Origin of the sequence: Nonomuraea sp. KM88 (assembly GCF_052245635.1) — a bacterium.
GTDB lineage: Bacteria > Actinomycetota > Actinomycetes > Streptosporangiales > Streptosporangiaceae > Nonomuraea.
The window spans coordinates 1-3,377 of record NZ_JBQQCC010000054.1 but is presented as its reverse complement, the minus strand read 5'-3'; the positions used below and the strand labels follow the sequence as shown (position 1 = coordinate 3,377).

The following is a 3,377-nucleotide window of genomic DNA, read 5'->3' as shown; positions in this document are numbered from 1 at the left end:
GCGTAGCCGAGGTGTTCGGGCTTGTGCGCCTTGGAGCGGCACCGGCCGGGAGCCATCCCGGGTTTGGCGTTCTTGGGCTGGATGCCGTAGCGCAGCCAGTTCGGGCAGGTGGGGGAGCAGGGCTCGTAGCGGAGGGCGTCGAGCATGCGGGCGGCGTGCTCGTGCTGGGCCTGGCCGCCGTCGAGGGTGTCGCCGATGGACTTGGTCAGGTACTTGGACAGGTAGCGGATGCACTGGTCGGCGTCCGGGGTTCCGGCGAGGACGCCTTGCACGTCGACTTGTTCGCCGAAGCGCAGCACGTGGAGGGGTTCGGCGTCCTCGTCCAGGGCGTCGAGGGCTTCGTCCCAGGTGGGCAGGACTTCGCCGGTGGCCGGGTCGAGGTAGCCGGCCTCTTCGTTCCAGACGGGCAGGTGTTCGCCGTCGAAGCGCACTTCGTCGGCCTGTGGCCACCACACTTGGTGGTAGGTGGCTGCGGCTATCTGCTTGATCTCCGCGCGGGGCAGGGTGCCCCGGATGGCCATGTGCAGGTGCGGGGCCAGCCGCTTCTGTGGTTCGACGGCGGCGAAGTACTGGACGTCATAGCCCGCGACCCGGCGTAGGTTCTGTACGAAGCGGTCTACGAGCTTGGAGAAGTGCAGTGCGTCGCGAGCGGCGCGCCGGTAGTCGTAGGTGTCGGGATCGATGGGGACGCCGTCGCGGACCTTGCCGTAGCTGGGCAGGGTGAGCGTGACGAACAGGGACGGCCGGTAGGTCTTGCCGTCGGCGCTGGTGAAGGTGCGGCCGAGGGTGGTGTTGGTCATCTTGCGCTTGGGCAGGTTGGGTGCGTCCTGCCGTCGCCGGGTCGATCGGGTGCGCTTGGGCACCGCGGATCCGGTGACGCTGCCCCGCATGCCAGCGTTGTTGATCTCGCCATCGAGGCCGGACAGGACGGCGTCCAGGTCGGTGGTGTCGTCGCCGGCCTGTTCGGCGGCATCCCGTCTGGCTTGCATGTCGGCGCGGAACTCCACCAGCCAGCGCTGTTCCTCGTCCGGCTCGTCGGGTGTGATGGCGGGTTCGGTGTCGAGGTGCCAGCCCTCGCGGCATTGGGCCATGCGGAGCTGCCGGTTGCGCTTAGCACAGGGCGGGCACTTGCTGTCGAGGACGGCCCCGCACGGTACGTCGATGACCTCGAACTTGCCGGTGATGGTGTCGAGCCGCCGCAGCGGGACGGGCCGGATGCAGACGCCGTGCTGCTTGGCGACCTCTTCGAGTACGTCGCGGGCCATCGGCATGGCTTGGCGGACGGCCCGGGGGAGAGCACGGTCGTGCGGATGGGTCATGCGGACCTCCCTTCGTCGGAGTCGGTGAGGATGAGCGCGCTCTGGCCGCACTCGCGGCATTCGACCAGGGCGCGGGCCGGGTCGAGCCGCAGAGCGTTCAGGGCGTGGCAGACGGAGCAGCGCAGGCCCTCCAGGACGTGGACGAGCGTCATCGCTCTTCACCTCCGGTGAAGGTGGCGGCCATGGCGCGGATGTCGTCATCGGAGACGTAGGCGGCGCGGACCCGGATGGGTTCGGGGCTGGCTTCCAGCCGGACGTAGCCGACGCCCGCGCCCAGCTCCGGCACCGGCGAGATGTGGTCAGCGAGGGCTCCCCGGTCGCGTGCGCCGTCGCCGAGGACCATGTCCACCTGTTCGGACTCGTCGAGGCGGAGGGCGATCTTGTCGGGGAACAGGTTGCGGATGTTCATGACCTCTTTGCGCGGGTCCTGGAGGGCGGCCAGGACGCCGACGCCGACCGCGCGGCCCTGGGTGGTGAGCGTGGCCAGCGCGGCGGAGATGCGTTGCCGGAGTTGCCGGTCGGACTGGTAGGCGGTCAAGAACGCCACCTCATCCACCACGACCAGAACGAACGGGTCATCGACGGTGGGGGTGTGGGAGCGCTGGAGACCGGCGAACCGGGCCGCCCGTTTCTGCATGACGCAGACGGCTTCGTCCAGCAGGTCGGCGCACTCTTTGGGCGTGGCCGCGTACCGGGGGCCGAAAAGGTCGCGGCCGTAGGACAGCTCCATCAGTTTGGGATCGAGCGCCCACAACTCGACCAGGCCCGCTCTGGCGGCGGGGAGCAGGGAGCGGATGACGGACCAGATGATCGATCCTTTGCCGGCTCCGGTCGCGCCCGCGACGAGGACGTGTGTGCCGTGGACCTTGAGCCGCCATGGCCGCCCGTCCTCGCACCTGCCGATCTCCACCGGACCCACGGTCGGCTCTTCTGGCACGGGAAGTGCTGGCAGTGGGTCGGAGAGGGGATCGTTGCGCGGGAAGGTCAGGGTGGGCCGACCGGCCTGGGACAGCGCGACCCGGCACGACGGTGCGCCGAAGCCGTGGGCCAGGTGGTCAGTGCGGTCAGCCCAGTCTTTGACCGCTTGGCCTTTGAGCATGCGGACGGTGACCTGGTCGGCCCAGGAGGTGCAGGTGACCTTGCCGAGCCGGGGCAGGTAGTCGCGGCCCCGGAGGTGACGGCCGAGCCCGGAGACGATCATGACGGGTTGCCAGTGACGGCGGTAGACCCAGATCAGTCGCCACCAGGCCAGCAGCCGGTAGCCGACCAGGTGGGCGAAGGACGCCCGGTCGATGAACGCCCACGCGAGGAGGCCCAGGACGACGATGCCGACCAGGCAGGCCGCCGGAGGCCAGCCGTAGACGTACCAGACAGCCCCAGGGATGGCCGGGATGGCGGTGGCGATGGGGTGACGCCAGACGGTGCGGACGAGCCCGGCGAGCATGCGCCAGGCGAGGATGACGATGGTGATGATGGCGGGTGTGGTGACGACGGCCGGGCGGAAGACGACGGCCGTGTCGGGCGTGGTGGAGACGAGGTTGCGCGCCTCGTCGCCAGGCAGCCGCTTGAACATAAGCTGGGAACCTTCCGTGATGGAGCAAGTCAGGGGAGAATGTGAGAGGGGGCCGCCGGAAGTTGCCGCTTCTGGCGGCCCCGCCTGCTGTCAGGCCGCCGTGTCGGTGGCGTCCTTGTCGGCCTGTTCGGCGTGCAGTTGCTCGCAGTCGGCCAGGTAGCGAGCGGCGGCGGTGAAGATGTCGCGGGCGACGTTCAGGTCGGTGTCGGTGACGGGTCCGGCCCCGGTGGTGGAGATGTGCACGTCGGCCTCGTGCGTGTTGAACTCCAGGTACGGGCGCGGGCTGCTGAGCAGCAGTCCGGCGCGGACCTTCAGGCGCGGTGTGTGGAAGGAGATCGCGACGTGCGGCTCGGCGTCGGGTCGCATGGACAGGGTGAGGTAGGTGTACGGGCCGAGGGTCATGCCGCGACCCCCGTGCCGTCGGGCAGGCCGTGAAGGCTGCGCTCCACCGAGCGGGCGAAGCGGGATGCCTCGCGGGCGAGCTG

The 3,377-nt window shown here is 69.7% G+C and carries 4 protein-coding genes; all 4 read right to left on the bottom strand.

The window, feature by feature from the left end:
* A partial coding sequence (locus ACTWPV_RS49555; protein ID WP_443157206.1) for a replication initiator occupies nucleotides 1–1,319 on the bottom strand: 1,319 nt, incomplete at its 3' end.
* Nucleotides 1,316–1,471: a hypothetical protein gene (locus tag ACTWPV_RS49550; RefSeq protein WP_443157205.1), complete on the bottom strand. Its 156-nt coding sequence runs from the start codon at nucleotides 1,469–1,471 to the stop codon at nucleotides 1,316–1,318. The genes ACTWPV_RS49555 and ACTWPV_RS49550, both read right to left, overlap by 4 nt.
* Nucleotides 1,468–2,892 (bottom strand): FtsK/SpoIIIE domain-containing protein, encoded by a 1,425-nt coding sequence (locus ACTWPV_RS49545; RefSeq protein ID WP_443157204.1) that lies wholly within the window; start codon nucleotides 2,890–2,892, stop codon nucleotides 1,468–1,470. The genes ACTWPV_RS49550 and ACTWPV_RS49545 overlap by 4 nt, the downstream gene beginning before the upstream one ends.
* 90 nt (nucleotides 2,893–2,982) lie before the next feature.
* The gene (locus tag ACTWPV_RS49540; RefSeq protein ID WP_443157203.1) at nucleotides 2,983–3,294 is read right to left on the bottom strand and encodes a hypothetical protein; all 312 of its coding nucleotides are present in this window, start codon (nucleotides 3,292–3,294) and stop codon (nucleotides 2,983–2,985) included.
* Nucleotides 3,295–3,377 lie beyond the last annotated feature (83 nt).